This window comes from Streptomyces sp. NPDC016677 (genome assembly GCF_055562815.1).
Genome location: NZ_JBVHEO010000003.1, coordinates 62,060 through 86,906, shown reverse-complemented (window position 1 = coordinate 86,906; position 24,847 = coordinate 62,060). Strand labels below are relative to the sequence as shown.

20 protein-coding genes are annotated in these 24,847 nt (G+C 71.8%); 5 read left to right on the top strand and 15 right to left on the bottom strand.

Features of this window, described 5'->3' with window-relative positions:
• Positions 1–169 precede the first annotated feature (169 nt).
• The 4 genes from ACZ3IG_RS10155 to ACZ3IG_RS10140 form a co-directional block, all read right to left on the bottom strand.
• The gene (locus ACZ3IG_RS10155) at positions 170–1,900 is read right to left on the bottom strand and encodes a serine/threonine-protein kinase (protein ID WP_467430681.1); all 1,731 of its coding nucleotides are present in this window, start codon (positions 1,898–1,900) and stop codon (positions 170–172) included.
• 234 nt (positions 1,901–2,134) lie between these two features.
• Complete coding sequence (locus ACZ3IG_RS10150) at positions 2,135–4,987, bottom strand: protein kinase (RefSeq protein WP_467430679.1); 2,853 nt, start codon at positions 4,985–4,987, stop codon at positions 2,135–2,137.
• A gap of 165 nt (positions 4,988–5,152) precedes the next feature.
• The gene (locus tag ACZ3IG_RS10145) at positions 5,153–7,189 is read right to left on the bottom strand and encodes a serine/threonine-protein kinase (protein ID WP_467430678.1); all 2,037 of its coding nucleotides are present in this window, start codon (positions 7,187–7,189) and stop codon (positions 5,153–5,155) included.
• A gap of 514 nt (positions 7,190–7,703) precedes the next feature.
• Positions 7,704–9,410: a glycerol-3-phosphate dehydrogenase/oxidase gene (locus ACZ3IG_RS10140; protein ID WP_467430677.1), complete on the bottom strand. Its 1,707-nt coding sequence runs from the start codon at positions 9,408–9,410 to the stop codon at positions 7,704–7,706.
• Positions 9,411–9,733: 323 nt separating this feature from the next.
• On the opposite strand from ACZ3IG_RS10140, the gene ACZ3IG_RS10135 reads away from it, so the two are divergent.
• Positions 9,734–10,942, top strand: a complete 1,209-nt coding sequence (locus ACZ3IG_RS10135) for a nucleotide sugar dehydrogenase (protein ID WP_467430676.1) — start codon at positions 9,734–9,736, stop codon at positions 10,940–10,942.
• Between the two features lie 705 nt (positions 10,943–11,647).
• Here the strand turns inward: ACZ3IG_RS10135 and ACZ3IG_RS10130 are convergent.
• The 4 genes from ACZ3IG_RS10130 to ACZ3IG_RS10115 all read right to left on the bottom strand — a co-directional run bounded on the left by ACZ3IG_RS10130 (position 11,648) and on the right by ACZ3IG_RS10115 (position 16,187).
• Positions 11,648–12,772, bottom strand: a complete 1,125-nt coding sequence (locus ACZ3IG_RS10130) for a GuaB3 family IMP dehydrogenase-related protein (RefSeq protein WP_467430674.1) — start codon at positions 12,770–12,772, stop codon at positions 11,648–11,650.
• Between the two features lie 105 nt (positions 12,773–12,877).
• Positions 12,878–14,380 carry an IMP dehydrogenase gene (guaB, locus tag ACZ3IG_RS10125; RefSeq protein WP_467430671.1) on the bottom strand — a complete coding sequence of 501 codons (1,503 nt, stop codon included), beginning with the start codon at positions 14,378–14,380 and terminating at the stop codon, positions 12,878–12,880.
• A gap of 198 nt (positions 14,381–14,578) precedes the next feature.
• Positions 14,579–15,169 (bottom strand): sigma-70 family RNA polymerase sigma factor, encoded by a 591-nt coding sequence (locus ACZ3IG_RS10120; protein WP_215167476.1) that lies wholly within the window; start codon positions 15,167–15,169, stop codon positions 14,579–14,581.
• A 406-nt stretch (positions 15,170–15,575) separates the two neighbouring features.
• Entirely contained in the window at positions 15,576–16,187 is a 612-nt protein-coding gene (locus ACZ3IG_RS10115) for a response regulator transcription factor (protein WP_003948568.1), read from the bottom strand.
• A 389-nt stretch (positions 16,188–16,576) separates the two neighbouring features.
• On the opposite strand from ACZ3IG_RS10115, the gene ACZ3IG_RS10110 reads away from it, so the two are divergent.
• Positions 16,577–16,906: a WhiB family transcriptional regulator gene (locus ACZ3IG_RS10110; RefSeq protein WP_403533241.1), complete on the top strand. Its 330-nt coding sequence runs from the start codon at positions 16,577–16,579 to the stop codon at positions 16,904–16,906.
• A gap of 41 nt (positions 16,907–16,947) precedes the next feature.
• Here the strand turns inward: ACZ3IG_RS10110 and ACZ3IG_RS10105 are convergent, their stop codons facing one another.
• On the bottom strand, positions 16,948–17,847 hold the full coding sequence (locus ACZ3IG_RS10105) for a LysR family transcriptional regulator (protein ID WP_467430670.1): 900 nt from the start codon (positions 17,845–17,847) through the stop codon (positions 16,948–16,950).
• Positions 17,848–17,928: 81 nt separating this feature from the next.
• On the opposite strand from ACZ3IG_RS10105, the gene ACZ3IG_RS10100 reads away from it, so the two are divergent.
• Positions 17,929–18,606: an MOSC domain-containing protein gene (locus ACZ3IG_RS10100; RefSeq protein WP_467430669.1), complete on the top strand. Its 678-nt coding sequence runs from the start codon at positions 17,929–17,931 to the stop codon at positions 18,604–18,606.
• A gap of 96 nt (positions 18,607–18,702) precedes the next feature.
• The gene (locus ACZ3IG_RS10095; protein WP_467430667.1) at positions 18,703–19,473 is read left to right on the top strand and encodes an SDR family NAD(P)-dependent oxidoreductase; all 771 of its coding nucleotides are present in this window, start codon (positions 18,703–18,705) and stop codon (positions 19,471–19,473) included.
• 87 nt (positions 19,474–19,560) lie between these two features.
• Here ACZ3IG_RS10095 and ACZ3IG_RS10090 read toward each other — a convergent pair whose 3' ends face one another.
• Positions 19,561–19,767, bottom strand: a complete 207-nt coding sequence (locus tag ACZ3IG_RS10090) for a DUF397 domain-containing protein (RefSeq protein ID WP_467430666.1) — start codon at positions 19,765–19,767, stop codon at positions 19,561–19,563.
• A complete protein-coding gene (locus ACZ3IG_RS10085; RefSeq protein WP_467430665.1) occupies positions 19,764–20,051 on the bottom strand; it encodes a Scr1 family TA system antitoxin-like transcriptional regulator in 288 nt (95 codons plus the stop codon). Before ACZ3IG_RS10085 ends, ACZ3IG_RS10090 begins: the two co-directional genes overlap by 4 nt.
• Between ACZ3IG_RS10085 and ACZ3IG_RS10080 the strand changes: the two genes are divergently transcribed.
• Entirely contained in the window at positions 19,935–20,363 is a 429-nt protein-coding gene (locus tag ACZ3IG_RS10080) for an ATP-binding protein (protein ID WP_467430663.1), read from the top strand. The two genes, ACZ3IG_RS10085 and ACZ3IG_RS10080, sit on opposite strands and share 117 nt — an antisense overlap.
• 372 nt (positions 20,364–20,735) lie before the next feature.
• Here the strand turns inward: ACZ3IG_RS10080 and groL are convergent, their stop codons facing one another.
• From groL to ACZ3IG_RS10060, 4 genes are all read right to left on the bottom strand, one after another.
• Positions 20,736–22,361, bottom strand: a complete 1,626-nt coding sequence (gene groL / locus ACZ3IG_RS10075; protein ID WP_467430662.1) for a chaperonin GroEL — start codon at positions 22,359–22,361, stop codon at positions 20,736–20,738.
• A 131-nt stretch (positions 22,362–22,492) separates the two neighbouring features.
• Complete coding sequence (gene groES / locus ACZ3IG_RS10070) at positions 22,493–22,801, bottom strand: co-chaperone GroES (RefSeq protein ID WP_019329594.1); 309 nt, start codon at positions 22,799–22,801, stop codon at positions 22,493–22,495.
• A 251-nt stretch (positions 22,802–23,052) separates the two neighbouring features.
• A complete protein-coding gene (locus ACZ3IG_RS10065; RefSeq protein WP_467430660.1) occupies positions 23,053–23,766 on the bottom strand; it encodes a polysaccharide deacetylase family protein in 714 nt (237 codons plus the stop codon).
• Positions 23,767–23,854: 88 nt separating this feature from the next.
• Complete coding sequence (locus ACZ3IG_RS10060; RefSeq protein WP_467430659.1) at positions 23,855–24,772, bottom strand: polysaccharide deacetylase family protein; 918 nt, start codon at positions 24,770–24,772, stop codon at positions 23,855–23,857.
• Between the last annotated feature and the right edge of the window lie 75 nt (positions 24,773–24,847).

Genomic DNA, 24,847 nt, shown 5'->3' with positions numbered 1-24,847 from the left:
ACCGGCCAAGTGTGTCGCCACCCGGCCACCGATCAGACGATTACCCGTCTGTTCGCACCGGCAATCCCCACCGGCTTCTCCGGGAGCAGCTCGCAGGGGTCACCTCGACGGGCTCACCTCACAGGGCTTACCTCACAGGGTTCACCTCAAAGGAATCATGTCGAGGGGATCAGCCCTCCTGGAAACTCCGCAGCATCACGTCGAACTGCTCGCTGGTGGTGGCCCAGTCGTCGGCCGGCGCAGACGCGTAGAGGGCGTACTCGGTGCCGTCGCTCTTCATGTAGCCGACGTCGATGGCACGGTAGGGCCCCGCGAAGTAGTGCGGCGCGTCCTCGGCCAGCGCGTTCCACGTGTACTCCCACCGGACGCCCGGCAGGTCACGGAAGAGCTCCTCCTTGAGGACCACCTGCTCGTAGTCCCGCAACCGCGCGGCTAGCCGCTCGTCCAAGTAGCTCATGTGCTCGTACGAGGTGCTGAAGTCCGGCGCGGTGTCGATGGCGACCCGCACGAGGTGCTTGCCGTTGTCGGGCGAGTAGTCGACCTGCTGGATGCCGTCCTGGTCGATGGAGACGGACCGCTTCCACCCCTCGGGCAGGGTGATGCTGAAGCCCACCGGGTCCTCGCGCCGCTCCCAACCCTCGGGTACCGCCCCCTGAGCGCCCTCGCCGCTCGGTGTGGCATTGACGTCGGCACTGGCGCCCGCACTGGCGCTGTCGCTGGCACCGGCATTCGGAGTCTGCGATACGGAGGCGGAGGCGCTGGAGCCGTCCGAGCCGAACTGGTGCAGCGTGACCGCGACACCCCCGCCGACGAGCGCCGCGAGGGCGACGACGAGCGCGACCGTGCGCAGCCGGTGCCCGCGCTTCGGCCGGACGGACGACACCGCGGTGACCGGCGAAGGACGCGCGGTGGCAGCCGTCTGCGCGGAAGCGGTGCTGGTGCCCGTACTGGCACCGGTGCCGGCGTCTGCGCGTGCCCCGGTCCCGGTTCCGGTCCCGGTTCCGGTCCCGGTTCCGGCGGTCTGCGTCTCCGTCGTCCCGTACCGCACCGGCCCGGTCGGCACATACGCCTGCGCCGCGTCCGGCCGGCGGCCCTCCGCCGCCTCGGCGAGCATCTGCTCGGCTTCTGCCGCGGAGGGGCGGGTGGCCGGGTCCTTGCGCAGCAGGGCGCTGACGACGGGCTCCAGCGGACCGGCGTACTCCAGCGGTTCGGCGTCCTCCTCGACGACCGCCTGCATGGTGGTCAGCGGCGAGGTGCGGCGGAACGGTGATCGGCCCTCCACCGCGGTGTACAGCGTCGCGCCGAGCGCCCACAGGTCGGACGACGGACCGGGGTCATGGCCGCGGACGCGCTCAGGCGCCAGGTAGTCGACCGAACCGACCACCTCCCCCGTCCGCGTGATGGTGGAGTCGCCCTCTATCTGCGCGATGCCGAAGTCGGTGAGGAGTACGCGTCCGTCCGTACTGAGCAGCACGTTGCCCGGTTTCACGTCGCGGTGCAGCACACCGGCGGTGTGGGCGGCACGCAGGGCGCGCAGCACCCACAGACCGATCCGGGCGGCCTCGCGCGGCTCGACGCGTTCCTCGTCCTTGACCGCGTCGGCCAGCGAACGGCCCTCGACGAGTTCCATGACGATCCACGGCCGGCCGTCGTGTTCGAGTACGTCGTGCACGGTGACGACGGCCGGGTGGTTGATCCGCGCGGCCGCACGCGCCTCGCCCCGGGTGCGGGCCAGCAGTACGGCCCGGTCGCTCTCGGAGACGTAGAGCGCGGCGGTCAACTCCTTGATGGCGACGACTCGGTGCAGCACCTCGTCGTGGGCACGCCACACCCGGCCCATGCCACCGCTGCCGATGGCGTCGCCGAGCCGGTAGCGGCCGGCGAGGAGCTGGCCCTGCATCTGATTCACGTTGCCCCGCAATGCTCTTGACAGGGTCAGCGTAGGGACCGGCCCCCGTCCAGGGAACCGGTGGGGTACCCCGGAGACCGCTCTGTGACGGTTGTCGCTTTCTGTTCTGCTGAGCAACCAAAGGCGCTCAACTTGCGTCACTGCTCTGCCGATTTGCTTGACGATCTGGCAGAAACAGACGCCAATACCTCAGACCTGTCCGACGCGTCAGCGCCTCAGGCGCGGTCAGCCGGTGTACTGGTACGTCGTCGACGCCTGCTCGAACAGCCGGGTCACCTCGTCGCGTTCCGCCTCCGGTCCGCGTACCTGCACCACGTGGTAGTGCCCGTCGATCAGGATGGCGAGGTTGCGCACGAACAGCTCGCCCCCGTCGTCGCCGGTCCAGGTGAACTGCCCCTCGGCCATGGACCGTCCGCCCACCTCGATGGACTTCAGCCCGGAGGAGGTCGCCCAGCTGGAGTCGCGGTAGGGCTGCAACTCGGGTTCCCGGTCCCGCTGGTACGTCATCGGGTCGCCCCCGAAGTCGTCACTGCCGTCGCGGCCGGGTACGACGATCAGCTCGAAGTCGCCCTTCGCGTACACCACCTGACCGCGTCCGTTGATCGCCGCGCGGTCCCAGCCCTCGGCGACGGCGACGCGGAAGCCCTCCGCGTCCTTGCGCAGGGTGAAGCCCTCGGCGACCTCGGGCTCGGCGGTCTGCGGCTCGGTGGAGCCCGCGGACCGGGAGGGATTCGCCTCCCCCTTCGACCCCTTCGAACCGTCCGAGCCCCCGGAACCATCCGAACTGTCCGAACCGTCCGACTCCTGCGGCGACTCGCGCTCGGGCCGCGGCTCGTCGCTGGCGTCCACCGATCCGGTGGCCCCCGTGCGGTCCGTCCCGCCGACAGCGCCGGTCTCCTCGCTCTTCGGCATGAACAGCATGGCGTACGCGATCAGCGCTGCCATACCGAGCAGTATCAGCAGGAGCAGCGTGCGGCCGAGCCGGCGCGGTGAGCCGCCGTCCCGCTTGGCCCGCTTGTGGCGTCCGTGGTGGGCGGGCAGCCCGGCGCGCCGCCTGCGCACCAGCTCGCCCCGGCGGCGGACGATCGGCAACCGGCTGGCGTCGGCCGGCGGGGCCGGGACGACGTTCAGTCCGGCGTCCGCCTCGGGCGCCGAACGCACCAGGGAGCGCAGCCAGCCGCGCAGTTCCTCGAAGTCCAGACGCTCGGTGGGGTCCTGGCGCAGCAGCGACTCCACGACCGGCCGGAGCGGTCCGCACTCCTCGGCGTACGCCGGCGGCTCCGCGCACACCATCTGCACCAGCTCGGCGGTGGACTCCTCCGGGTACGGCGCGTGTCCCTGTACGGCCCGGAAGAGCAGGGCGCCGAGCGCCCACAGGTCGGTGGCGGGGCCGATGGGCGGTGCGAGCTGCCAGTTCTCGTGCACCGGGCCGGCCTGCTCCGGCGCCCAGCGCTCGGTCACCGGGCCGACCACCGCCATCCTGGCCTGCCGGGCCCGCTCGGCGGCGAGCGCGGTGGCCGGGCCCCGGCGCGGGGGCGTCTTGGCGACCAGGTCGTCCCAACGACTGGTCTGCGACGCCGCGCCCGCCTCGGGGACGGCGGACGCGGCGGGCGCTCCAGGCACGACGGGCTCGGCGGACGCCCCGGTTACGGCCGGTTCGGCGGGCGGCACGGGCGAGGCGGGTGTCTTGGACAGGCCACGTGCTGCGGGCAGCGCGGCCTGGCCGGACGACGACCGGACATCACCGGCGGTCCGGGGCGCTGCACCGTGCCAGGAGGTGGTGCGGACGCCGTAGGGGTCGGGGATCTGCCCCGGCGGGGTCCCGCCAGGGCCGTACGGCGACCGCTCCGCACCGTTGCCGTTGCCGTTGGTGTTGGCATTGCCGCCGCCGTCGCCACCGCCGTACGGCAGGGCGCCGCTGCCGGGGGCGGGGCGGGCGCCGGGCAGGGCCGCCCGGCCGTTCTCCGCCTCCTGGACACGGGCCGCGGCCCGCGCACCCGCCCGGTAGGCGGCGATCGCCCCGGCCCGCGCGGCCCGGACGTCCGCACTGCCGTCCCCGAGCGAACGCGCCCCGCCCGCGTCGACCCGCCCGTTGGCCGCCCCGGCCCCCTGCCCCGGCAGTACCCCGGCCGCCCGCGCCTGAATGGCGGCCCGCCGAGCGGCCTCGGGATCCAGCCGAGTGGATGAGGCGTCCACAGGGTGCTCAGGGCCGTTGGAACTGCCGGGGCCGCCCGGGTCACTGACACCGCTGGGGCCGGCGGAGCCGACGGGACCGCCTTGTCCGACGGAACCACCGTGTCCAACGGGGCCGTGTCCAACGGGGCCGTGTCCAACGGGACCACCGTGCCGGTGCGAACCCTGGGAAGCGTGGGGGCCATGAGAGCCGTGAGGACCATGAAGGCCACGAAGGCCATGCGGGCCGTCCCCCTCACCCTCCTCCTCATCGTCCCCCGGCACCGGGTCGTACCCGCACAACGCCTCCTCCGCCGCGCCGACCGCGAGGCCGGTCAGCAGCACGCGGCCGTCGTCGCAGACCAGCACCGTGCGGGCGGTGATGTTCCGGTGCACCCAGCCGTGGGCGTGCAGCACCCGCAGGGCCATGAGGACGTCGGAGGCGATCTCGGCCGCCCGGTACGGCGTCAGCGGCTGCTCGGCGAGCAGCGCGGCCAGCGGCCGGGCGGGCACCAGTTCGCTGACGACCCACAGCGAACCGCCCTCGGCGAACACGTCGAAGACCTGGTCAAGGCGGGGATGGTCGGGAATGCCGGCCGCCGCCTGGGCCGCCTCCACGGCCCGCCGCACCACGGGGTCGGCCGGACGCCGCGTACTGCCACGCGCGGCCGACGGCCGCTGGACCGGCCGGCGCGGCGCACCGTCACGCGCCGTGAACCCGTCCGGCAGCCCCTCCGCGTCGAGTACCTCGGCCTCGACGACTTCGGGCAACGGCACCTGCCTGACCAGCACTTCCTGCCCGCTGTAGGTGTCGAAGGCGCGGGTCTCGGTGAGTTCGTACTCGTCGGAGGGCGGCAGCGGCAGCCGGTAGCGGTCGGCGAGGACCCGTCCCGCGTAGTCGTCCACGTTGCCTCCCCCGGCATCCCGGTCGGTCAATTCCGTTCGCCCCGCGGGCCGTTCCTACTGCGTACGGTCCGCAAGCACTCACGATACGTGCCGGAGGCAACCCGCAAAGAGGTGTCACCACATCTCGGCATCACCAAACCCGCGCACGCCGGGCGCAGGGAGGGATCAGGGCTGCGGCTCGAAGCTCTTCGTGAGGGTCTGCCAGGTCTCCCGGCGCTGGTCAGTGCCCCAGTCGGCGGCCTTGGCGGTGTACATGAGGGCGTACCCCTGATCGTCGTCGACGACGAATCCCCGGTCGATCGTGCGGTACTTGGTACCGCTGTCCACATAGGTGAACTCCCAGTCGGCCGTGTTCCACCCCCGGTAGTCCACCTCCTCTATGCGGATCTTCTTGTACTGGGAGCGGGTCATGTACCGCTCCTGGTTCTTCCAGTCCGCCACCGGGTCGTCCTTGGGCGTGGACGTCCAGGCGACGAGCAGCTTCTGCCCGTCCGGTCCGGTAAACCGGTCCCCTGCGGAGCCCGTGGTCTGGTACTTCCAGCCCTCGGGCAGTCCTATCTCGTACCCCTGGTCACCCTCGTGCGTGGCGACGGCCCCGTTGCCGGAGTCCTCCGTCCCCGTCGAGTCCTCGTTCCCGTCCTCTTCGTCCTCGGCGGAACCGCCCGTGCCCGTGCCACCGGACGCGCTCGCCTCCGCACCCGTCGAGCCGTCCGCGGTGGGCGCCGACGCTCCCGCGCTGTCCGTGCTGTCGTCCTGCTTGGTCTGGTCGCTCGCGGTGGCGGTGGCCGTGGTCCCCACGCCGCTCCCGCCGCTCTCCTCGCCGTCGTCGCCCAGCGTGAAGGCCAGTACGGTGCCGATCACGGCGAGCACGACGACCACCGCGATGATCACCAGCGTGCGCCGCGGCACCACGTCGGTGAGGGACGCCTTCGGCACGGGCCGGGACGGCAGGTCGGGCGGCGTCATCACGGGCCAGCCCGAACTCCGGCCGCCCGTCGTCGTGTTCCCGCCGCCCGCGGCAGGCGTGGCCGCCGTGGCACCGGTCCCACGCACCGCACCGGCAGCAGCCGCGCCCTCGGCGGCCCCAGCGCCGGACCCCGTGGCGACGGACCCGGACCCGAACCCCGTAGTGGCCGACCCGGTGGTGGCCGAACCGCTCCGGGACTTGGCGCGGGCCCCGGCAGCCGCCCCGACCGCTCCGGCCGACACCGCGGCCTTGCGCACCGAGCGCAGCGCCCCCTTCAGCCGCTCCCCGGCCTCCTCGCCCCGCCTGCTCCCGGAACGCTCGTCCGGCTGGGCGGGCAACGGCACGACCTTGGTCGCGTCCATCGGCTCGGCCGGTGTGCTCGCGGGCGCGTGGATCACCTTGTTGAGCAGCGCGCGGGCGCCCGCGTCGTCGAGGCGCTGGGCGGGGTCCTTGGTGAGGAGTCCGTAGATGACGTCCCGCAGCGGACCGGCGTTCTTCGGCTCCTCCAGCGACTCGGTCATCACCGCGGTGAGCGTCGCGATCGCCGAGCCCTTGTCGTACGGCGGCGTGCCCTCGACGGCCGCGTACAGCAGTCCGCCCAGCGACCACAGGTCGGCCGCCGGTCCCGGCTTGTGCCCGCGGGCCCGCTCCGGGGAGATGTAGGAGGGCGCGCCGACGAGCATGCCGGTGGAGGTGATGGACGGGTCGCCCTCGACCTGGGCGATGCCGAAGTCGGTGAGCACGACCCGGCCGTCCTCGGCGATCAGCACGTTCGACGGCTTCACGTCGCGGTGCAGGATGCCCTCGCGGTGCGCGGACCGCAGCACGTCCAGCACCGCCAGCCCCACCTCGGCCGCGCGCCTGGGCTCCAGGAGGCCGTCCTCCCGGATGGCCTCGGCGAGCGACTTGCCCTCGACGAGTTCCATCACGATCCACGGCCGGTCGTCCTCGTCGACCACGTCGAAGACCGTCACGGCGCCGTTGTTGCGGATCCGCGCGATCGCCTTGGCCTCGCGCAGCGTCCGCGTGATCAGGCGCCGCTTCTCCTCCTCGTCGATGTTGGTCGGGAACCGCAGCTCCTTGACGGCGACCGTGCGTCCCAGGGTCTCGTCCTGGGCCCGCCACACCGTCCCCATGCCGCCGCGGCCGAGCACATCTCCCAGCCGGTACCGCCCGGCGAGGAGACGTGCGCTCTTGTCCTGACGGGATGTCCCCGCCCGCTCCGCCTCCGACATGCGTCCCCTCATGCAACCCGCCCTGACAGAGCCTTCATTGTCTCTCACCCGACAAGTGCTCGACGCCCAGGGTGCCCCCTGACCGCGCCCCGCGGCCCCGAGTACCGGGCAGCCCGGTGAACCGGCCGTTCCCCCCGCCCTGGACGAGTGGCGCGACGCGGACGAAACCGTGGCGCCACCGCTTGGGACGCTCCAGACCTCCGTCTGGTTCTGACCTCTCCCCAACCGGTCCTTCCGTCGGGACCGTCCGTCACCTCCTCCCCTGGTTCCCGTACTTCGCCGCCCGGTCCGCACGACCCTGTGTCCGCCCCCGAGTTCTGCCCTTACACCCGGTAGAACGCCCGGCGTCCGCCCGGATATCCCGACCACGCACACCCGTTCGAGTGAATGCGGCCGACGGGACCGACGGGGCCGGAGACCCTGCCACGTCGGGTCCGGAGGCCCGTCACAACGGGCCCGAAGACCCCGTCACGACAGGCCCGAAGACCCCGTCACGACAGGTCCGAAGACCCCGTCACAACGGCACGATGTCCGGTGCCCCCAGCCGTGCCGCGTCCGCCGTGAGGTCGTCGGGCTGGCGCTGGGACTCCCGCTCGGCCTCCACCCGCTTCTCGTAGTGCTGCACCTCGCGCTCGATCCGGTCCTTGTCCCAGCCCAGCACCGGCGCCATCAGTTCGGCGGCCTCGCGGGCGCTGCGCGTGCCCCGGTCGAAGGTCTCGATGGAGATGCGGGTGCGCCGGGTCAGCACGTCGTCCAGATGCCGTGCCCCCTCGTGCGAGGCGGCGTAGACGACCTCGGCCCGCAGATAGTCGTCGGCGGACTGGAGGGGGTCGCCGAGCGAGGGATCGGCGGCGATCAGCTCCAGCAGTTCCTCGGTCCGGGTGCCGTACCGGTTCAGCAGGTGCTCCACGCGCACGACGTGCAGGCCGGTGCGGGCGGCGATGCGGGCCCGCGCGTTCCACAGCGCCGAGAAGCCCTCGGCGCCCAGCAGCGGCACGTCCTCGGTGACGCAGTCGGCGACGCGCATGTCGAGTCCGTGCACGGCCTCGTCGACCGCGTCCTTGGCCATCACCCGGTACGTCGTGTACTTCCCGCCCGCCACGACGACCAGCCCCGGCGCCGGGTGGGCGACGGTGTGCTCGCGCGACAGCTTGCTGGTGGCGTCCGACTCGCCGGCCAGCAGCGGGCGCAGCCCCGCGTACACGCCTTGGACGTCGTCCCTGGTCAGCGGCACGGAGAGGACCGAGTTCACGTGCTCAAGGAGATAGTCGATGTCCGCGCTGGAGGCGGCCGGGTGGGCCTTGTCCAGGTCCCAGTCGGTGTCGGTGGTGCCGATGATCCAGTGCCGGCCCCAGGGGATGACGAACAGCACGGACTTCTCGGTGCGCAGGATCAGCCCGGTCGAGGAGTGGATGCGGTCCTTGGGGACCACGAGGTGGATGCCCTTGGAGGCCCGGACGTGGAACTGCCCGCGCTCCCCCACCAGCGACTGGGTGTCGTCGGTCCACACGCCCGTGGCGTTCACGATCTGCTTGGCGCGGATCTCGTACTCGCCGCCGCCCTCGACGTCCCGCACCCGGGCCCCGACGACCCGTTCGCCCTCACGCAGGAAACCGGTCACCCGCGCGCGGTTGGCGACCGGCGCGCCGTACGCCGCCGCCGTGCGGACGAGCGTGGTCACGAAGCGGGCGTCGTCCATCTGCGCGTCGTAGTACTGGAGCGCGCCGACCAGCGCGTCCTTCTTCAGTGCCGGTGCCACGCGCAGGGCGTGACGGCGTGTGAGATGACGGTGGAGCGGCAGGCCCCGGCCGTGCCCGCGGGCCATCGACATCGCGTCGTAGAGCGCGACGCCCGAACCGGCGTACAGCCGCTCCCATCCCGTGTGCCGCAACGGATACAGGAACGGCACCGGCTTCACCAGATGCGGGGCGAGTCGCTCCAGCAGCAGGCCGCGTTCCTTCAGCGCCTCCCGTACCAGCGCGAAGTCGAGCATCTCCAGATAGCGCAGGCCGCCGTGGATCAGCTTGCTCGACCTGCTGGAGGTGCCCGACGCCCAGTCCCGCGCCTCGACCAGCCCGGTGGACAGGCCGCGGGTCACGGCGTCCAGGGCGGTGCCCGCGCCGACCACGCCGCCGCCGACGACCAGTACGTCCAGTTCCCGCTCGGCCATGGCCGCGAGCGACTCGGCTCGCTGCGCCGGGCCCAGTGTCGCTGTCCTCACCGCTGCCTCCCGCTCATCCCGCTCATCCATCGATCGGTCGCGTCGGCCGCACCCGTCAGGCAGGCGAAGCCCGGTGGTTCCCAGTACCCCCCTGCCCAGATTCTGACCGGGTTGCCCGACTTCAGCCACCACGCACCCAGAGCCTGTGGACAACCTCAGAGGGCTCTTCCGGTGCACAGAGCCCTCAACACTCACCGAAACTCGGCCGACCAATCCCACAAATCGGTCATATTTACTCCTAGTCTGACGTTGTGCTCGCCCGTTCTGTCCACAGGGCTTGCGCACCTGTCCCGCTCCGGATATTGGGAAGGACGGCCCACGCCATGCCCGCAGATCTCGCCGTCATCGGACTCGGCCCCTACGGCCTGCCCCTGGCCCAGGCCGCCATCGCCGCCGGCATCCCCACCCTCGGCTACCGGACCGGGCCCGAGGCCGGCTCCCTGACCCCCGCCGAGCTGCGCCGGATGCTCGCGGGCGGCTTCCGGACGGCCGCCGGGCCGGCCGAGCTGGGCCGGGTCCGCACCGCGGTCATCTGCGCCCCGACCCCGCCGAGCGAGGGCGGCGGCCCTGATCTCGGCCAGGTCGAGGCCGCGGCGCGCACCCTGGCGGCACATTTGCGCCCGCACACCACGGTGATCCTGGAGTCGCCCGTCCGCCCCGGCACGACGGAGGAGTTCCTCCGCCCTCTCCTCGAAAACGGCTCCGGCCTGCGCGCCGGCCGCGACTTCCACCTCGCCTACTCCCCCAGCCGCGTCGACCCCGGCAACCGCGACTTCACCCCCGCGAACACCCCCAAGGTCATCGGCGGCCTCACCCCCGCCTGCACCGAGTCGGCCGCGACCTTCTACAGCCGGCTCACCGACAAGGTGGTACGCGCGCGTGGCCCCCGCGAGGCGGAGACGGTCCAGCTCCTGGAGACCAACTTCCGCCATGTGAACATCGCCCTCGTCAACGAGATGTCCGTCCTCTGCCACGACCTCGGCGTCGACCTCTGGGACGTCATCCGCTGCGCGGAGACCAAGCCCTTCGGCTTCCAGACGTTCCGCCCCGGCCCCGGCGTCGGCGGCCACTCCGTGGCCCAGGACCTGGCCGGCCACGCCCCCCGCGGCCTGCGCATGGTCGAACTCGCCCAGCAGGTCAACACCCAGATGCCCCGCTACGTCGTCCAGCGCGCCGCCGCCCTCCTCAACGAGCACGGCAAGTCCGCGCGCGGCGCCCGCGTGCTCCTCCTCGGCGTCACGTACAAGGCCGACCTCGCCGACCAGCAGGGCACGCCGGCCCAGGAGGTCGCGACCCGCCTGCTCTCGATGGGCGCCGCGGTCAGCTACCACGACCCGCACATCCCGTCCTGGACCGTCCTGGACCGCCCCATCCCCCGCGCCGACTCCCTCTACGAGGCAGCCGCCGACGCCGACCTGACGATCCTCCTCCAGCAGCACCGCACGTACGACCTCCAGGGCCTGTCGGTGAAGGCCCAGCTGCTGCTGGACACGCGGGGGGCGACCCCCACGGGGGCGGCGCATCGGTTGTGAGAGGGGCGCGCGCATGCCGTCCCCGCCACGAGGGGTGTGGTGGGCGGCGGGCTGGGTGGGTAACGTAGAGGCGGGCCCACCGCAGAGGGCACTGCGGCGGACCCCAGATGGATCACGGAGTGTCCACCCCTAGTTCTCCTTGGGATGGCCGCTCACCATCCGGAATTCCGCAACACAGAAGGCGGAGCCCACCGCAGGGCTGAAGCTGCGGCAGGCTCCAAGATGGATCACGGAGTGTCCACCCCTAGTTCTCGTGGGGGTGGCCGCTCACCATCCGAAAATCCGCAAGATCCACCTCCTCCGGCACTGAACCATCCGAAGACGGATCCGGTCCCAGCGGGTGGGCTTGCGGTGACGTCCCATGGGCACGCCCCCTTCCACGATGCCGCCGTCAGCCCGGTGGGCGGCGCGTCTGGATTCGGGCCGGGCCCCGAGGGGACGGGGCCCGGAACGCGTTTCCTTGGAAGGGGGCGTCCCAGAAGAACCGGGGCGCCGGACACGGACGTTACCGGCGCTCCAGGGCGCATTTCGGCGTATTCGGGCCGAAGACGACCATGCGCCCCCCGATCACCCTGCGCGCCCCCGCGCCGGACCGCCCGGACGCCCGAACGCCCGAACGCCCGGACACACGAAAGAGGCCGGTCACCCCCGCAAGGGCGACCGGCCTCCGCGACGACCGTCCGTCGTGACGACGGTCCGTCGTGACTACCGCCGGTGTTGCGAGTCCGCCACCGTCACCTCGACCCGCTGGAACTCCTTCAGCTCGCTGTAGCCGGTGGTGGCCATCGCGCGGCGCAGGGCGCCGAACAGGTTCATCGAGCCGTCGGGGTGGTGGGACGGCCCGGTGAGGACCTCCTCCAGCGTGCCGACCGTGCCGAGGTGCACCTTCTTGCCGCGCGGCAGCTCCTCGTTGACGGCCTCCATGCCCCAGTGGTGGCCCTTGCCCGGCGCGTCCGTGGCGCGGGCCAGCGGCGAGCCCATCATCACCGAGTCCGCGCCGCAGGCGATCGCCTTGGGCAGGTCGCCGGACCAGCCGACGCCGCCGTCCGCGATGACGTGCACGTACCGGCCGCCGGACTCGTCCATGTAGTCCCGGCGGGCCGCCGCCACGTCGGCGACCGCGGTCGCCATCGGCACCTGGATGCCCAGCACGTTGCGCGTGGTGTGCGCGGCGCCGCCGCCGAAGCCGACGAGGACACCCGCGGCGCCGGTGCGCATCAGGTGCAGGGCGGCGGTGTAGGTGGCGCAGCCGCCGACGATCACCGGAACGTCCAGCTCGTAGATGAACTGCTTCAGGTTCAGCGGCTCGGCGGCGCTGGAGACGTGCTCCGCGGAGACGGTCGTACCGCGGATGACGAAGATGTCCACGCCCGCGTCGACCACGGCCTTGGAGAACTGGGCGGTGCGCTGCGGGGAGAGCGCGGCGGCGGTGACGACACCGGCCTCGCGCACCTCCTTGATGCGCTGCCCGATCAGCTCCTCACGGATCGGGGCGGCGTAGATCTCCTGGAGGCGGCGGGTCGCGGTCTCCGCGTCGAGACCGGTGATCTCGTCGAGCAGCGGCTGCGGGTCCTCGTAGCGCGTCCAGAGCCCTTCCAGGTTGAGTACGCCGAGGCCGCCCAGTTCGCCGATGCGGATGGCGGTGGCCGGGGAGACGACCGAGTCCATGGGGGCGGCCAGGAACGGCAGCTCGAAGCGGTAGGCGTCGATCTGCCAGGCGATCGAGACCTCCTTCGGGTCCCGCGTACGGCGGCTGGGGACGACGGCGATGTCGTCGAAGGCGTATGCCCGGCGGCCGCGCTTGCCGCGCCCGATCTCGATCTCAGTCACGTGTGTGGCCTTTCCCTCATGCGTTGCAGCGTCTTCCAGTATCCCCGACGGACACGGACGAGGGCGGCCCCGGTGCTCCGGGGCCGCCCTCGGGAAGCGCTTCGCTCACTTACGGCTGTAGTTCGGCGCCTCGACCGTCATCTGGATGTCGTGCGGGTGGCTCTCCTTCAGGCCCGCGGAGGTGATCCGCACGAAGCGGCCCTTGGACTCCATCTCCTCGATGGTGGCCGCGCCCACGTAGCCCATGGTCTGGCGCAGGCCGCCGACGAGCTGGTGCAGCACGTTGGCCAGGGGGCCCCGGTAGGGCACCTGGCCCTCGATGCCCTCGGGCACGAGCTTGTCGTCGGACGCGACCTCGGCCTGGAAGTAGCGGTCCTTGGAGTACGACTTCCCCTGGCCACGGGACTGCATGGCGCCCAGCGAGCCCATGCCGCGGTACGACTTGAACTGCTTGCCGTTGATGAACTGCAGCTCGCCCGGCGACTCCTCGCAGCCCGCGAGCAGGCTGCCCAGCATCACCGTGTCGGCGCCGGCGGCCAGCGCCTTGCCGATGTCGCCGGAGTACTGCAGTCCGCCGTCGCCGATCAGCGGCACGCCGGCGGGCCGGGCGGCGAGGGACGCCTCGTAGATCGCCGTGACCTGCGGGACGCCGATGCCGGCGACCACTCGGGTGGTGCAGATGGAGCCGGGGCCGACGCCCACCTTGATGCCGTCGACACCGGCGTCGATGAGTGCCTGGGCGCCGTCGCGGGTGGCGACGTTGCCGCCGATGACGTCTATGCCGACGCTCGACTTGATCTTCGCCATCCAGCTGAGGGCGTTGCTGTTGTGGCCGTGCGAGGTGTCGACGACCAGGAAGTCCACGCCGGCCTCGGCGAGGGCCTGGGCGCGGTCGAGCGCCTCGGGGCTGGCGCCCACGGCGGCGCCGACGATCAGGCGGCCCTCCGCGTCCTTCGCGGCGTGCGGGTACTGCTCGGCCTTCACGAAGTCCTTGACCGTGATCAGGCCCTTGAGGACACCGTCGCCGTCGACCAGCGGCAGCTTCTCGATCTTGTGGCGGCGCAGCAGCTCCATGGCGTCCACACCGGAGATGCCGACCTGGCCGGTGACCAGCGGCATCGGCGTCATGACCTCGCGCACCCGCCGGGAGCGGTCGGTCTCGAAGGCCATGTCACGGTTGGTGACGATGCCGAGCAGCTTGCCGGCGCCGTCGGTGACCGGCACGCCGCTGATGCGGAACTTGGCGCACAGCGCGTCCGCCTCGCCGAGGGTGGCGTCCGGGTGGATGGTGATGGGGTTGGCCACCATGCCGGACTCGGAGCGCTTGACCAGGTCGACCTGGTTGGCCTGGTCCTCGATGGACAGGTTCCGGTGCAGGACACCGACACCGCCCTGACGGGCCATGGAGATCGCCATCCGGGACTCGGTCACCTTGTCCATCGCCGCGGAGAGCAGCGGGATGTTGACCCGCACGTTGCGGGAGATACGGGACGAGGTGTCGACCGCGTTCGGGAGCACCGCGGAGGCGCCCGGCAGCAGCAGCACGTCGTCGTAGGTCAGCCCGAGTGTCGCGAATTTATCGGGCACTCCGTCGACGTTCGCAGTCATGACACCTTCCCCAAATGGCCTTGATCGGTGCGGATGTCCATGCTAACGGGAAGTGAAGGTGGCGCATTCCACGATCATGGGCATCTTCCACCGCCGTATGTTCGTACGAAGGTGACGGGCCGCCCGTTCAACGGGGTGGCCGCCGCCCCGGGCAGGCGCGCCCGCGCCCGGCATGGCACGCCTGCGCCGTCGGGGCGGCTACTGCTCCGCCAGGGCCCGCAGCCGGCTCAGCGCGCGGTGCTGTGCCACGCGGACGGCGCCGGGTGACATTCCCAACATCTGACCGGTCTCCTCCGCCGTGAGCCCCACCGCGATGCGCAGCAGGAGCAGTTCCCGTTGGTTGTCGGGGAGGTTGGCCAGGAGCTTCTTGGCCCACTCGGCGTCGCTGCTGAGCAGGGCGCGTTCCTCGGGGCCGAGGGAGTCGTCGGGCCGCTCGGGCATCTCGTCGGAGGGGACGGCGGTCGAGCCGGGGTGGCGCATCGCAGCGCGCTGGAGGTCGGCGACCTTGTGGGCGGCGATGGCGAAGACGAACGCCTCGAACGGGCGCCCGGTGTCCTTGTAGCGGGGCAGCGCCAGGAGCACCGCCACGCAGACCTCCTGGGCCAGGTCCTCCACGAAGTGACGCGCGTCGCCGGGCAGCCGGGACAGCCGGGTGCGGCAGTAGCGCAGTGCGAGGGGGTGGACATGGGCGAGCAGGTCGTGCGTGGCCTGCTCGTCCCCGTCTACGGCACGGTGGACGAGCGCACCGACTGTTCCCCCTTGCCCAGGGGCCGTCTCGTCGTCACGCATCGGTCCATGGTGCCTTGCGGCCGTCTGGTCCGCTCCGCCGCGTCCGTTGTTGTGCACCGAAGCGTTATGAGCAGGTGCGCCGGAACTCATCCCCTGCGCCCTCCCCTTCCGCTCGACCGACTCGTCCCCGAGGAACTCCACACCTCAAGGATGCGGCATCGGCGCCGAAACGGGCAGCGGGCACCCGGCGGTTCCGCTCGTCACCCCCGCCCACCTGGTGATGAGCGGGGCCCGCCGCGCCTCCGTCAGGGACTGCCGCGCCTCCGTCAGGGACTGCCGCGCCTCCGTCAGGGACTGCCGCACGTCCGTCGGGGCTCGTCGCGCCCTCACCGGGGTCCGTCGCACCCTGGCCGAGGCCGGCCGCGCCTCCGTACGCCCCCGTGGGTCCGCGCCTCACGGGCGTTGCCTAGCGGACCAGGCCCCACCGGAAACCGAGCGCCACCGCGTGTGCCCGGTCCGAGGCGCCGAGCTTCTTGAAGAGCCGCCGGGCGTGCGTCTTGACGGTGTCCTCGGAGAGGAACAGCTCACGGCCGATCTCCGCGTTGGAGCGGCCGTGGCTCATGCCCTCCAGGACCTGGATCTCGCGCGCGGTGAGCGTGGGCGCGGCGCCCATCTCGGCCGAGCGCAGCCGCCGCGGGGCGAGCCGCCAGGTCGGGTCGGCCAGCGCCTGGGTGACCGTGGCCCGCAGCTCGGCGCGCGAGGCGTCCTTGTGCAGATAACCACGGGCGCCGGCGGCGACCGCGAGGGCCACGCCGTCCAGGTCCTCGGCGACCGTCAGCATGATGATGCGCGCGCCGGGGTCGGCGGACAGCAGCCGCCGGACCGTCTCGACGCCGCCCAGGCCGGGCATGCGCACGTCCATCAGGATCAGGTCCGAGCGGTCGGCACCCCAGCGGCGGAGGACTTCCTCGCCGTTGGCCGCCGTCGTCACGCGCTCGACGCCGGGCACGGTCGCGACCGCGCGGCGGAGCGCCTCTCGGGCAAGCGGGGAGTCGTCGCAGACGAGGACGGATGTCATGGCTGTCCTCCGCGGCTCTCACAGCTGCTGCGCGTCACCTTGAGCCTCCAGGCTGGTACGGAATTCGTCACCTGTGCGGTCACCGTCTCGGACGCCCGCCCGAGCGCTTGTTCCTGCAACCGCCTCCGCCCTCTCAACGACGGTCACTCGAAAGAGTTACGGGGCTGTGTGTCGTCTTCGGCACTCTACGTGAGGGGACGAACACGACGCAGTCACGCGCGGGGACCCTCAATCTTTCACCACAACCCGTGCCCCATTTAGACGCTTTTCTTCCGCTTTGGAGGTGTCTGGCACTAGATTCGCAATGGGTCATATTTTCATCTCCTTAGATCGTAGTTGTACGGTCGTGGATACGGCATCCACCCATATCGGTTACAAGGGGTCACGCAATGGCAGATTTCTCCCGCCTTCCCGGACCTAACGCGGACCTGTGGGACTGGCAGCTGCTGGCCGCCTGCCGCGGGGTGGACAGCTCGCTCTTCTTCCATCCGGAGGGGGAGCGCGGCGCGGCCCGAAGCGCTCGCGAGAACTCGGCCAAGGAGGTCTGCATGCGGTGTCCGGTCCGCGCCGAGTGCGCCGCGCACGCGCTGGCCGTACGTGAGCCGTACGGCGTGTGGGGCGGACTGACCGAGGACGAGCGTGAGGAACTGATGGGGCGGGCGCGCCACCGTCTGGTACCCGCGGCGGCCGGCGGCACGGACGCCGCCCCGAACAGCTGAAGGAACGTTTCTGCAAGCGCCGTACGTGGCACGCGCGCGCGTCAGCGCCCCGCGGCCCGCGCCAGCTGGTCGAGCGTCGCCGCGACGGCCGGCACCTGCGCCAGGTCCGGCAGCGTGAGGGCGACGATCTCCCGCCGCACCGCCGGTTCCAGCCGCACCGTGCGGGCACCCCGCGGCCGTACCGAGTCGACCGCGAGCTGGGGCAGGACGGCGACGCCGAGACCGGCGCCGACCAGGCCGACGACCGCCGGGTAGTCGTCGGTGGCGAAGTCGATCCGGGGGGAGAAACCGGCCGCCTCGCACACCTCGACCAACTGGCCGCGACAGCGCGGGCAGCCCGCGATCCACGGCTCGTCGGCCAGCTCCCCGATGGCGACGGACCCGGCGCGCGCCAGGGCGTGCCGGTCGGGTACGAGCGCCACGAGCCGGTCCGACAGCAGCGGCCGTACGACGAGGTCGTCCCATTCCTCGGCGCCGCCCGCGGCTCCCTCGTAACGGAACGTGAGCGCCACGTCGCAGTCGCCCTCGCGCAGCAGTTCGACCGAGGCCGGGGGTTCGGCCTCCTCCAGGGAGACCCGGGTGCCGGGGTGGGCGGCGCGCAGGGCGGCGAGTGCGGTGGGGACGAGGGTGGAGCTGCCGCTGGGGAAGGAGACCAGGCGGACCCGGCCGGCGCGCAGCCCGGCGATGGCGGCGACCTCCTCCTCGGCGGCGGTGAGCCCGGCGAGGATGCCCGCGGCGTGCCGGACCAGGGCCTCGCCGGCCTGGGTCAGCCGCATGTCGCGCTGGCCGCGGACCAGCAGGGGCGTGCCGACGGACGCCTCCAGGGCCTTCATCTGCTGGCTGACCGCGGGCTGGGTGCAGCCCAGCGCGCGCCCCGCCGCCGAGAACGAGCCGGTGGCGGCCACGGCGCGCAGCACGCGGAGATGACGAGCCTCGATCACGCGACCGAGGATAAGCGAAGCTTTGACGTACCGGCGACAAATGCGTCGACGCTTTGACCGCGCTCGTCTACCGTGCGGGTCATGAGGCTTCTTTCGGTGAATCTGGGCCGTCCCGAGACCGTGTCGTACACGGACCACCCCCAAGGGGTGACCGGCATCGACAAGAGGCCGGCCGACGGGCCGGTGCGGATCGTGGCGCCCGGGCCGGACGGCGCGAGCGGCGTCGCCGGGGACACGGTCTGCGACACCCGCCACCACGGCGGGGACGACCAGGCGGTGTACGCGGTGGCCCGCGAGGACCTGGACGGCTGGGAGCGCGAGCTGGGGCGCACGCTGCGCTCCGGCGCGTTCGGCGAGAACCTCACCACCTCCGGTGTGGACGTCTCCGGGGCGCTGATCGGCGAGCGCTGGCGGATCGGCCCCGACGTGGTCCTCGAAGTCACCAGCGGACGTATCCCGTGCCTCACCTTCCAGGGCCACCTGGGTGAGAAACACTGGGTGAAGCGGTTCACCCGCAAGGGCGCGCCGGGCGCGTATCTGCGGGTGATCGTGCCCGGCGAGGTGCGGGCGGGCGACCCGGTCGAAGTCGTGCACCGGCCTGCTCACGAGGTGACGGTGGCGCTGCAGTTCCGCGCGGTGACGACCGAGCGGGAGCTGCTGCCGCGCCTGCTGGCGGCGGGCGAGGCGCTGCACCCGGTGGCGCTCGCGAAGGCACGGGCGTACGCGGAGGGGTCCCGGACGGCCGCCGTTTCCCCGTAGCACCGGCGGGCCTGCCGTACCTTCACCGGCGCTTCACCGGACGGAGGCTCGGTGAGCGAACCGGACGCCGACAGTCCGGGTCACTAACCTTGCGTCATGACAACGGCATTGATTACGGGATCGACGTCAGGCATCGGCGCCGCGTTCGCGCGGCGGCTGGCGGCCGACGGGCACGACCTGGTGCTGGTCGCCCGTGACACCCGGCGACTGCGCGAGCAGGCGACCGAACTGCACGACCGGCACGGTATCGAGGCCGAGGTCCTGACCGCCGACCTGGCCGAGGACACCGGCATCGAGGCGGTGGCCGCCCGGCTGGAGGACCGCAAGAACCCGGTCGACCTGCTGGTCAACAACGCCGGCTTCGGCAACAAGGGCCGCTACCTCGACGTCCCGATGGCCGACGAGCTGCGGATGCTCAAGGTGCACTGCGAGGCGGTGCTGCGGCTGACGTCGGCGGCGACGACGGCGATGCGCGCGCGGGGCCGCGGCGGCGTGGTCAACGTGGCCTCGGTCGCGGCGTTCGTCCCGCGCGGCACGTACGGCGCCTCCAAGGCGTGGGTCGTGCAGTTCACGCAGGGCGCGGCGAGGGACCTGGCCGGCAGCGGCGTACGGCTCATGGCGCTGGCCCCCGGCTTCGTGCGCACGGAGTTCCACGAGCGGGCCGGGATGGGCACGGACAGCATCCCCGACTGGATGTGGCTGGACGCCGACAAGGTGGTCGCGGCGGCCCTCGACGACCTGGCCCGCGGCAAGACCCTGTCGATCCCCGACCCCCGCTACAAGGCCCTGATGGGCGCGGCGAAGCTGGTGCCGCGGGGCATGCTGGGGGCGGTCAGCTCGCGGACGCGGAAGTACGGGCCGCAGTGAGCCGCGCCCCGGGGTGGGCGTGACGCACAGCCGCGGGTGATGGAGGGGAGGGGCGACCGGTCGGCCGGTCGCCCCTCCCCCCGCGCGTCAACGGCGCGTTGCCATGCGCACGAACGCCGCCCATTCATCGACGCCGACGGTGAGGATCGACTCCGTCGGCCGCTTGGAGTCACGTATCAGCACGGACGCGCCGATGTCCGCGACCTCGACGCAATCTCCGCCATTGCCTGCGCTGTAGCTGCTCTTGGCCCAGAGCGGCTCAGCAGCGCCGGACGTGGGACCGCCTGTCTTCATACTTCTCCCAACAGCTTCTCGATGAAGGTCAGAGACTCCCTCGGAGTCAGCGCCTGCGCTCGGAGAACGCCGTACGTCGCCTCCAACGAACCGACCTTCTTCGGGTCCGCGTACAGGGCGCTCACGTCCTGTACCTCCATGTAAGCCATCCTGCGCTGATCCGCCGAGTGGATCAACGTGAACGGACCGGCCAGACCCGCGTGTTCATCGCGGTCTGTCGGCATCACCTGCAACTCGACGTTGCGCTGATCGTCGCCGAGCTGGCCGCGAACGCCGTCACGCACGGCCGGGTCCCCGGACGGGACGCGGAGATGCGGCTGGTCCCCTTCCCTGACCTCGGGTTCGTACGGGTCGAGGTGAGCGACACGCTCGGGGAGTGCCTGCCGCGGCCGACGAGCGGTGATCCCGGCGAGGACAGCGGGCGTGGTCTGCTGCTGGTGGCCGCGCTCGCCGACCGCTGGGGCGTGTGCGAACGGGCCGGCGGTCCCGGGAAGACGGTGTGGGCGATGGTCGTGGCCGTGTCCGACGGGCGCTACGCCTCCGGTCCGTGCCCCTCGCCGCACAGCGAGCGGACCTCCGCCAACAGGTCCGGGTAGTGCTCCCCGTGGGTCTGGCCCCTGGCCGGGGGCGTCGGTGTGAGCGTGCCCAGGTATCGGCCGAGGCCCTGCCGGGTGGTGGGCCGTCGGCTGTCCGCCTGCCGGGGAGCCGGCCTCGGCTGGCCGGGGTGGGGCTGCGGCGGCCGGTACGGCGGGCGCCGCTGAGGAGTCGCTTCAGCACCGCGCGACGCGGAACCCCGGGATCGGCACGCAAGGCATCGAACATGACGTCGCCCCTGACCGGTGTACGCAGCGCCGCCCCCTCCCCTGCGTCCGTGCTCACAGCATGCCCGAGCCCACTGACAACGCGCCGGTGCCCGGCACCCCCTCGAAAGGGGATGCCGGGCACCGGCGTTCAGCGCGCGGGGAGCCTCAGTGGCTGTGGCCGTGGCTGTGACCAGCGGCGGCCGGCTCTTCCTCTTCCTTCTTCTCGACGACCAGGGTCTCGGTCGTCAGGAGGAGGGAGGCGATGGAGGCGGCGTTCTCCAGGGCGGAGCGGGTGACCTTCACCGGGTCGATGACGCCGGCCTTGACCAGGTCGCCGTACTCACCGGAGGCGGCGTTGTAACCGCTGCCCTTCTCCAGCTCCTTGACCTTGGAGACGATGACGTAGCCCTCCAGGCCGGCGTTCTCCGCGATCCAGCGCAGCGGCTCGACGACGGCGCGGGCGACCACGGAGACACCGGTGGCCTCGTCGCCGGTCTTGTCGAGGTTGCCCTCCAGGACCTTGGACGCGTGGACCAGGGCGGAGCCACCACCGGAGACGATGCCCTCCTCGACCGCGGCGCGGGTCGCGGAGATGGCGTCCTCCAGACGGTGCTTGCGCTCCTTCAGCTCCACCTCGGTGGCGGCGCCGACCTTGATCACGCACACGCCGCCGGCCAGCTTGGCGAGGCGCTCCTGGAGCTTCTCGCGGTCCCAGTCGGAGTCCGTGGCCTCGATCTCGGCCTTGATCTGGTTGACGCGGCCCTCGACGTCGGCCTTGTCGCCGGCACCGTCGACGATGGTGGTGTCGTCCTTGGTGACGGTGATGCGGCGGGCGGTGCCGAGCACGTCCAGACCGACCTGGTCGAGCTTGAGGCCGACCTCCTCGGAGATGACCGTGGCGCCGGTGAGGACGGCCATGTCCTGGAGCATCGCCTTGCGGCGGTCACCGAAGCCGGGGGCCTTGACGGCCACCGCGTTGAAGGTACCGCGGATCTTGTTGACGACCAGGGTGGAGAGGGCCTCGCCCTCGACGTCCTCGGCGATGATCAGCAGCGGCTTGGAGGAGTTGGCCTGGATGACCTTCTCCAGCAGCGGCAGCAGGTCCTGGATGGAGGAGATCTTGCCCTGGTTGATCAGGATGTAGGCGTCCTCCAGGACGGCCTCCATGCGCTCCTGGTCCGTGACGAAGTACGGCGACAGGTAGCCCTTGTCGAAGGCCATGCCCTCGGTGAAGTCCAGCTCCAGACCGAAGGTGTTGGACTCCTCGACGGTGATGACACCGTCCTTGCCGACCTTGTCCATCGCCTCGGCGATCAGCTCGCCGACCTGGCTGTCCTGCGCGGACAGCGCGGCGACGGCGGCGATGTCGGACTTCTCGTCGATCGGGCGGGCGGTGGCGAGAAGGTCGTCGGAGACCGCCTTGACGGCCGCGTCGATGCCCTTCTTCAGCAGCGCCGGGGAGGCACCGGCGGCGACGTTCTTCAGGCCCTCACGGACCAGCGCCTGGGCCAGGACCGTGGCGGTGGTGGTGCCGTCACCCGCGATGTCGTTGGTCTTGGTCGCCACCTCCTTCACCAGCTGGGCGCCCAGGTTCTCGTACGGGTCCTCGATCTCGACCTCACGGGCGATCGTGACACCGTCGTTGGTGATGGTGGGGGCACCGAACTTCTTGTCGATGACGACATTGCGGCCCTTGGGGCCGATCGTCACCTTCACCGTGTCAGCGAGCTTGTTGACGCCGCGCTCGAGGGCGCGACGGGCGTCCTCGTCGAACTTCAGGATCTTCGCCATGGGAGCGTGAGCCCTCTTCCGGAATATGGGTTAACGACGCTGCGCCCCGGGCGCCCGGCTTCTTGGTGGTGGCGGGGGCCAGGGGCGCAGCTGAAAAGCAATGTGCTTCGAAGCGAAGTGCTTCGGGTGAACTACTTCTCGACGATCGCGAGGACGTCGCGGGCCGAGAGGACGAGGTACTCCTCGCCGTTGTACTTCACCTCGGTGCCGCCGTACTTGCTGTAGAGCACGACGTCGCCGACGGAGACGTCGAGCGGAAGACGGTTGCCGTCCTCGAAGCGGCCCGGGCCCACGGCCAGGACGACGCCCTCCTGGGGCTTCTCCTTGGCAGTGTCCGGAATGACCAGGCCCGAGGCCGTGGTCTGCTCGGCGTCGAGCGGCTGGACCACGATGCGGTCCTCGAGCGGCTTGATGGCAACCTTGGAGCTGGCGGTCGTCACGATCCGACCTCCCCCTTCGGAGATCTCACGGGGTTAACTGTCTGAGGTGGCGACCAGGTCGATCCGTCGTCGCGGGTGCCGGACCTGCCCGTCGCGTTGTTGGCACTCTCCTGGGGGGAGTGCCAGACCTGAGACTATGACTGTGGTTAGCACTCGGTCAAGCGGAGTGCCAATCCTCGCGGCGCGTCGGCGGGGATTCGCTGGTGGACGCCGGTTTCCGTGACGTTCCGGCGAGGGGCGTCACCGGGACGTCACAGGTAGTCCTCCAGGCGCCCCACCCTCAGCCCCTCCCTCTCGATCTCCCGCAGCACCCGCTCCGTACGCGCCGTCAGGGATGCCCCCTTCGGGCGGTCCGGGTCGACGGCGATGATGTCGCCGGGGCGCAGGCGGGGCTCGCCGCGGGTGAAGGCCAGCGCGCCGGTCGCGTCCGGGGCGGCCCGCCACAGGACGACCGCCGTGATGCCGCAGCCGGCGGCGGCCCGCAGGGTCGCCGTGTCGTAGCGGCCGTAGGGCGGGCGGAAGAGCCGGGGGCGGACGCCGAAGCGGGACTTCAGCTTGCGCTGCTGGCCGCAGATCTCGGCGCGCTGACCGGCGTAGGGCAGGCCGCGCAGGGCGGGGTGGTCGAGGGTGTGGTTCTGCAGGCTCGCGCCGACCGCGCGCAGCCGCGCGAAGTGGCCGTACGCCGGTCCGGCGACCTTGTCGGTGAGGAACAGCGTGACCGGCAGCCGCCGGTCGCGGACCAGGGCGGGGAAGCCGGGGTCGCGTTCGGCGCCGTCGTCGTAGGTGAGGAAGACGACGCGGTCGCGGGTCGGGACGTGGTCGACGACGGGCGGCAGGCCGCCCGCCGGACCCCCGCCCGTCCCGGGGCCCGTCCCGGGACGGGCGGGGGCGCCGGCCGTGGCGCAGGCGGTGAGGAGAGCGGCGGCCAGGGCGGCTCCCGCCGCGGCCGCCCGGCGCCGCCTCACAGGTGGTCCTCCAGCCGCCTCACAGATAGTCCTCCGCGCGGCTCGCAGGCGGGCCTCCAAGCGGCTCGCGGGTGGTCCTCCGAGCGCCTCACAGGTAGTCCTCCAGGCGGGCCACCGCGTATCCCTCGGCGGTGACCTTGTCCAGGAAGCGGCGGACCATGTCGCGCATGGTGCCGTCCCAGTCCTTGGTGCCGCGGAAGTGGGTGAGGACGATGTCGCCGGGGTGGATCTCGCGGTCCCACTCGCGGTAGTCCCAGTGGTCGGCGAAGACCTCCTCGTTCCACAGCGGGACGTGTGTGATGCCGCAGCTCTTGGCTGCGACCAGCGTGTCCTGGTTGTAGTTGCCGAAGGGCGGGCGGAAGACGGAGGGGCGCTTGCCGTACTGCTCGCGGATCACCTCCTGCATGCCGCAGATCTCGCGCCGCTGCTCGGCGTAGGAGAGGCCGGGCAGGTAGGGGTGGGTGAGGGTGTGGTTGTTCAGGGTGACGCCGCGGGCCCGCATCTTCTTGAAGTAGGCGTAGTCGTCCTTCACCAGGTAGTCGCTGAGGAAGGCGGTGTACGGCACCTTGAGGTCGCTCATCATCTTCAGGAAGCGGCGGTCCTTCTCGCCGCCGTCGTCGATGGTGAGGAAGACGATCTTCTCCTTGGTCGGGACCGTGGTGAAGACCGGCGGGAGGCCGCGTTCGGTGTGGTCGTCGACCTCGAAGCCGTCGCGGGTGGGGATCTCCGGTTTCTCGGCCGGGGGCGGGGGCGCGGGCAGCGGGGCCCGCTTCAGCCCCCAGCGCTTCGCCACGGCGTGCGCGGCGCGCAGCTTGCCTGCGTAGGCGTCCAGCGCGCGGGCCGGGGGCGCCTGGAGGGGCTGGCCGGCGGCGGGCCGCACGTCGGAGGAGCCCAGCGCACAGCCCGGGACGAGCATGGCGAGGGCGAGCACGGCGAGACCGCCACGGACGCGCGCCTTCCCTCTGCGACGTACCCGATTTTTGTCATTTTGTACTACTGCTCGCATGGTGCCGGATCCTCGCAGCCGCCGGACCGTCAGCCCGCCCGACACGCGACCGGAGGTGAACGGTCCACCGCCTGG